4 protein-coding genes, 4 tRNA genes and 1 rRNA gene are annotated in these 4,381 nt (G+C 45.2%); 1 reads left to right on the forward strand and 8 read right to left on the reverse strand.

Annotated features, from left to right (window positions below; genetic code table 11):
- The 5 genes from L5M49_RS24780 to L5M49_RS24800 all read right to left on the reverse strand — a co-directional run.
- On the reverse strand, positions 1 to 285 hold a 285-nt coding region (locus L5M49_RS24780; RefSeq protein WP_261729865.1), incomplete at its 3' end, for a GTP-binding protein.
- A 117-nt stretch (positions 286 to 402) separates the two neighbouring features.
- Positions 403 to 478: transfer RNA gene (locus tag L5M49_RS24785), tRNA-Thr, on the reverse strand.
- 8 nt (positions 479 to 486) lie between these two features.
- Positions 487 to 560, reverse strand: a tRNA-Gly gene (locus L5M49_RS24790).
- 38 nt (positions 561 to 598) lie between these two features.
- A tRNA-Tyr gene (locus L5M49_RS24795) sits at positions 599 to 683 on the reverse strand.
- A gap of 8 nt (positions 684 to 691) precedes the next feature.
- Positions 692 to 767, reverse strand: a tRNA-Thr gene (locus L5M49_RS24800).
- A 235-nt stretch (positions 768 to 1,002) separates the two neighbouring features.
- Between L5M49_RS24800 and coaA the strand changes: the two genes are divergently transcribed.
- Complete coding sequence (gene coaA, locus L5M49_RS24805; RefSeq protein WP_105251027.1) at positions 1,003 to 1,953, forward strand: type I pantothenate kinase; 951 nt, start codon at positions 1,003 to 1,005, stop codon at positions 1,951 to 1,953.
- Positions 1,954 to 1,980: 27 nt separating this feature from the next.
- Here the strand turns inward: coaA and birA are convergent, their stop codons facing one another.
- The 3 genes from birA to rrf form a co-directional block, all read right to left on the reverse strand.
- Positions 1,981 to 2,940, reverse strand: a complete 960-nt coding sequence (birA, locus tag L5M49_RS24810; protein WP_219235821.1) for a bifunctional biotin--[acetyl-CoA-carboxylase] ligase/biotin operon repressor BirA — start codon at positions 2,938 to 2,940, stop codon at positions 1,981 to 1,983.
- The gene (gene murB / locus L5M49_RS24815; RefSeq protein ID WP_263266983.1) at positions 2,933 to 3,958 is read right to left on the reverse strand and encodes a UDP-N-acetylmuramate dehydrogenase; all 1,026 of its coding nucleotides are present in this window, start codon (positions 3,956 to 3,958) and stop codon (positions 2,933 to 2,935) included. Before murB ends, birA begins: the two co-directional genes overlap by 8 nt.
- A gap of 188 nt (positions 3,959 to 4,146) precedes the next feature.
- Positions 4,147 to 4,262: ribosomal RNA gene (gene rrf, locus L5M49_RS24820) — 5S ribosomal RNA — on the reverse strand.
- Positions 4,263 to 4,381: the final 119 nt, after the last annotated feature.

Consider the following 4,381-nt stretch of genomic DNA (forward strand, 5'->3'; position numbering starts at 1 on the left):
ACCAGTGATCATGTTTTTAACATAGTCAGCGTGGCCTGGGCAGTCTACGTGTGCGTAGTGACGTGAAGGCGTGTCATATTCGATGTGAGAGGTATTGATCGTAATACCGCGCTCACGCTCTTCAGGAGCGTTATCGATTTGAGAGAAGTCTTTAGCTTCGCCACCGTAGGTCTTAGCCAGTACGTGAGAGATAGCTGCAGTCAGTGTGGTTTTACCATGGTCAACGTGACCAATGGTGCCCACGTTTACATGGGGCTTAATACGTTCAAATTTAGCTTTAGCCATGGTAATGCCTCAGTCCAAGATTCTTGGTGATGAAAACTAGCATATAGAAAAAATCCGATGCATTAAAATGACATCGAACCGATTATGTTTAGGAGTAGGAGCTAAATTTAGAGAGGCTGGTGCTGATAGGCAGATTCGAACTGCCGACCTCACCCTTACCAAGGGTGTGCTCTACCAACTGAGCCATATCAGCAACTAATTTGGAGCGGACAGCGGGAATCGAACCCGCGTTATCAGCTTGGAAGGCTGGAGTAATACCATTATACGATGTCCGCGCAACCTAACTAAGGCTACCTAACTACCTAGAAAAAAGTGGTGGAGGGAGAAGGATTCGAACCTTCGAAGGCTGAGCCGTCAGATTTACAGTCTGATCCCTTTGGCCACTCGGGAACCCCTCCACAGAAAATGGTGCCGGCACCAAGAGTCGAACTCGGGACCTACTGATTACAAGTCAGTTGCTCTACCAACTGAGCTATGCCGGCATTATCATTTCGGAACGGGATATTAGGTAAATGCGCTCCCAAGTGCAAGTAAAAAACGCCTATTTACGTAAAAAAAGCGCTTGAACGGTGTTTTTTTACACGTTATGCAACTTTGACGGCCAATTAAACAGCGAATACATCAAACGGTAACGGAAACACGACTGCAATCACCCATTTAGTATTGTTCCAAATAATCTCATAGTGTACTGTGCCTTTCCTAAGCTGAGGAAAGCCAATGACTTCTAAAAATTCAATTCAAAAAGCACTCTATCTCGCCTTCGAGCGCCTGCAATGGTCTGAGTTACGAGATTCAGTGCCGTTGACACTGAGTGAGCAAGACTTGGAGAACCTTAGAGGCATAAATGAAAAGATTTCCTTATCGGAAGTGACCGATATTTATCTTCCCCTTAGCCGGCTACTGAATTTGATCGTTAAAGCTAAGCAACAACGAGGCTTAGTGGTTGATGAATTCCTCGGTCAAAAACCATCAAAAAGTCCTTACATCATTAGTATTGCTGGTAGTGTCGCCGTCGGGAAAAGCACCACAGCACGTATTTTGCAAGCTTTACTACGGCACTGGCCTGAACACCCAAAAGTTGATTTGGTGACAACAGATGGTTTTTTGTATCCTCTGGCGGACTTAAAACGTAAAGGACTATTACAGCGTAAGGGATTTCCAGAAAGTTACGATATGAAAATGCTGGTTGAGTTTATCTCCGCCGTGAAATCCGGTCAGCCACATGTGAAAGCCCCTATCTATTCGCACGTCACCTATGACCGCGTTAAGAATCAGCATCAAACCGTTTCTCAGCCAGACATCTTAATTTTAGAAGGCTTGAATGTATTACAGACTGGACTCGACTCCCCAGTTGATACCCGTCGTCCTTTCGTCTCCGATTTTGTCGACTTTTCTATTTATGTCGATGCAGAAGAACCTTTGCTAAAACAATGGTATAAAGAACGATTTCTGCAGTTCCGCTCTGGTGCATTCAGTGACAAAAAATCTTATTTTCATCACTATTCGACGCTAACCGATGATGAGGCCAATACGATTGCCGCTAATATTTGGGACACAATCAATGGTCCAAACCTACAACTTAACATTCAACCGACCCGTGAGAGGGCCCATTTGATCCTGCAGAAAGGTCAGGATCATTTGATGTCCCACGTGCTGATGCGCAAATAGCCTTATGTAAAATTGACTCTTGGGTACTTAGCGTGCCCTTAAGCTAATTTCACCGCCGATAAATGCTTGAACACCGTCGGCGGTTTCGAGCAATACTGCACCTTGCTCATCAACGCCTCGACAAATTCCTTCGACAGACTTTTCCCCCATAAGCAAACGTATTTCACGACCATAAAATAAGTCTGCGGCTTGCCAACGAGTCTTGAATGCAGCAAATCCTTCACGCTCAAATAACTGAATATCACGCTTAAGCTGCTTCTGTAATGCAATAACAAGCGCCGTCTTGTCAGGCATGTCGACCAACTCTGACAAATCACTCCAAGGCTGATCGATACCTTTACCTTGTTCCTCTGACATAGCCATATTGACACCAACACCTATGATAAGCTGGCACTGGCTATCAGCCTGACCCGACATCTCAATCAAGATCCCGGCAAGCTTCTTGTTATCCAAATAGATGTCATTGGGCCACTTAACACCAATATTCTCGACGCCAAAAGATTTAAGCACTTCAACCAATGTACAGGCCACCACTAAACTTAATCCCATTGCCTGCGCCATTCCCTGCGGGAAAGTCCAAAACAGCGAGAAATATAAGTGATGTCCATAGGGCGACACCCAAGTTCGGCCTCGACGACCACGACCTGCGGATTGATACTCTGCCACACACACATCACCATTCTTCAATTCAGTAGTATGGTCCAGCAAAAAACCGTTGGTGCTTGCTATCTCATCAAAGTAAAAGCAACGGTTATCAATTGATTGCACTAAAAGTGAAGCATCAATCAAAGAAATAGGATTAGCTAACTTATAACCGCGACCTTTGACGCTATAAATTGCCACACCATAGGTTTCTAGCGCATCGATATGCTTATTCACTGCGGCGCGCGAAATCCCAAGTTCAGTGGCTAACTGCTCGCCAGAAACAAATTGCCCGCTAGATAATAAAGCTAATATCTGGCGTTTTCTTCCCCAATGTTCAGACATGCAAATCTCCTTCACCGTTAGCCCCGATGATTCTAGGCTCGGCTTCTAGCACAACACCAAATTTATCCTGTACTTGCGCAATAACATACAGCGCTAGGCGGCAAATATCATGCCCCGTTGCTCCGCCTCGATTCACTAACACTAAGGCTTGCTTGTCATGCACTGCCACATTGCCGAGCACAAAACCTTTCAGTCCCGCTTGTTCAATCAACCAGCCTGCAGCCAATTTCACTGTTGCATCCGCTTGTGCGTAGCCCACTATCGTCGGAAAACGCTGTGCTAAATCGAGATAACAGGCTGCGCTAACAATGGGGTTTTTAAAGAAACTGCCTGCATTGCCGAGCACTGCGGGATCAGGAAGCTTTTCACTTCGTACTTGGCATACGCGCTCAAAAATCTCATGCGCTGTAACAGCTGCAGGATCAAATGATTGTAATGGACCATAGGCCAAACGCGGTTGCCAACGTTTAGCTAAGCGCAGTCCAACAGCGGTGACTACAGCGAGATTGCGCAATTTGTCTTTGAAAATAGACTCACGGTAAGCAAATTGACACTCAGCTGTGCTGATGCGCACAAACTCACCTGAGGGTAAATCAAGATACTCAACCCAATCACACACATCACATAGTTCAACACCATAAGCGCCAATATTCTGAATAGGTGCTGCACCAACCGTCCCAGGAATTAATGCCATATTCTCCAGCCCAAACATGCCATGCTCGAGCGTAAACTGAATTAACTCGTGCCAATTCTCACCCGCCTCAACATCGAGATAAAACGCTTCTGTGTCTTCAGATACTTTTATCCCTTTCGATAAAATCCTGACAACTGTGCCGTTAAAGTCCTCCGTAAAGACCAGATTGCTACCACCACCAAGCACCAACATAGGCAATTGCTGTTGCCATAGTGACAGACATATCGCCTTAACAGCTTCTTTTGAGTGCGCTTCAACAAGATCCGCGCAAGACTGGGCTAAACCAAAGGAATTAAATGATTGAAGGCTATGAGATAGAGACATGTGTTTGTTCAATGACGACAAAAAAGTATTGTAACTGCTAAAAGCGAGGATTGCAGCTCATGCTAGAGAAGATGGCTGGATGAAGAACAGAGAGAAAAGCAGGAAAATCACTCCAATTAACAAATTGCAGACGCAAAAAAGCCAGCTTATTCAGCTGGCTTCGTTGCATCTCAATGAGATAATTAGGCGCTTGGCGATGACCTACTCTCACATGGGGAGACCCCACACTACCATCGGCGCGTTTGCGTTTCACTTCTGAGTTCGGGATGGGATCAGGTGGTTCCACAAGGCTATTGTCACCAAGCAAATTCTGTTTATTACCGTGTCCATCGCTGGCTCACGTTAATAATAATTCGGAAAGCTGATTTTCTGTTGAGTCTTTAACTTTATCAAGTATCTGTATTCTGTCTAAGGTCCGTAAAA

The organism is Shewanella sp. SM74, assembly GCF_025653725.1.
Classification (GTDB): domain Bacteria; phylum Pseudomonadota; class Gammaproteobacteria; order Enterobacterales; family Shewanellaceae; genus Shewanella; species Shewanella oncorhynchi.

What these genes read in the sequence shown, in the direction of transcription:
- coaA (WP_105251027.1), top strand. Translation starts at nt 1,003, where the DNA reads ATGACTTCTAAAAATTCAATTCAAAAAGCACTCTATCTCGCCTTCGAG.
- birA (WP_219235821.1), bottom strand. Translation starts at nt 2,940, where the DNA reads ATGTCTGAACATTGGGGAAGAAAACGCCAGATATTAGCTTTATTATCT.
- murB (WP_263266983.1), bottom strand. Translation starts at nt 3,958, where the DNA reads ATGTCTCTATCTCATAGCCTTCAATCATTTAATTCCTTTGGTTTAGCC.